The 1,189-nt window shown below is 68.3% G+C and carries 1 protein-coding gene; it reads left to right on the plus strand.

What is annotated here, in order from left to right; all coding sequences use genetic code 11:
• A partial coding sequence (hemA, locus tag QQJ79_RS15350) for a 5-aminolevulinate synthase (protein WP_284223800.1) occupies nucleotides 1-1,189 on the plus strand: 1,189 nt, incomplete at both ends.

Below are 1,189 nucleotides of genomic sequence, written 5' to 3' on the forward strand. Positions count from 1 at the left end.
TGTACGACTACAAGGCCGCCTTCCAGACTGCCGTGGAGCAGGTCAAGAGCGAGGGGCGCTATCGCGTCTTCGCCGACCTGAAGCGCGTGCGCGGCGAGTTTCCGAAGGCGATCCGCCGTCGCGAGGACGGGTCCGAGCAGGACGTCATCGTCTGGTGCTCCAACGACTATCTCGGCATGGGCCAGCATCCGGCGGTGCTGGAGGCCATGCAGGCCGAGATCGAGACGGTCGGCGCCGGCGCCGGCGGCACCCGCAACATCTCCGGCACGACCCGTTCGGCGGTGGATCTGGAGGCCGAGCTGGCGAGCTGGCACCAGAAGGAAGCGGCCCTGCTGTTCACCTCGGGCTATGTGGCCAATGAGGCGACCCTGACGACGCTGCAGCGCATCCTGCCGGGTCTGATCGTCTTGTCCGACAGCCTCAACCACGCCTCGATGATCGCCGGCATCCGCAACGGCGGCTGCGAGCGGCACATCTACGCCCACAACGATCTGGAGCATCTCGAGGCCCTGCTGCGCGACGCGCCGGCCGGGACCCCCAAGCTGATCGCCTTCGAGAGCGTCTATTCCATGGACGGCGACATCGCCGACCTGGCAGGCACCATCGCCCTGGCCCGCAAATACGGCGCCCTGACCTATCTCGACGAGGTCCACGCCGTCGGCCTGTACGGCGCGACCGGGGCCGGCGTGGCCGAGCGCGACGGGGTGCTGGACGGGATCGACATCGTCGAATGCACCCTCGGCAAGGCCATCGGCGTCATGGGCGGCTATATCGCCGCCGACGCGGTGATCATCGACGCCGTGCGCAGCTGGGCCTCGGGCTTCATCTTCACCACCAGCCTGCCGCCGGCCCTGACGGCCGGGGCCCTGGCCTCGGTGCGCTGGCTCAAGGCCCATCCCGAGGTGCGCGACGCCCATCAGGAGCGCGCCGCCACCCTCAAGGCCCGCTTCAAGGCCGCCGGCATTCCGGTGATGGAGTCCGTCAGCCACATCGTGCCGGTGTTCGTCGGCGATCCGGTCCACGCCAAGATGATCTCGGACATGCTGCTGGAAGAGCACGGCGTCTATGTCCAGCCGATCAACTACCCCACCGTGCCCAAGGGCACCGAGCGGCTGCGCTTCACCCCGTCGCCCAACCACACCGACGCCATGATGGACGACCTCGTCAAGGCGATGGATCGGCTGTGGAC

The sequence above is a fragment of the Brevundimonas denitrificans genome (genome assembly GCF_030160755.1).
GTDB classification, from domain to species: domain Bacteria; phylum Pseudomonadota; class Alphaproteobacteria; order Caulobacterales; family Caulobacteraceae; genus Brevundimonas; species Brevundimonas denitrificans.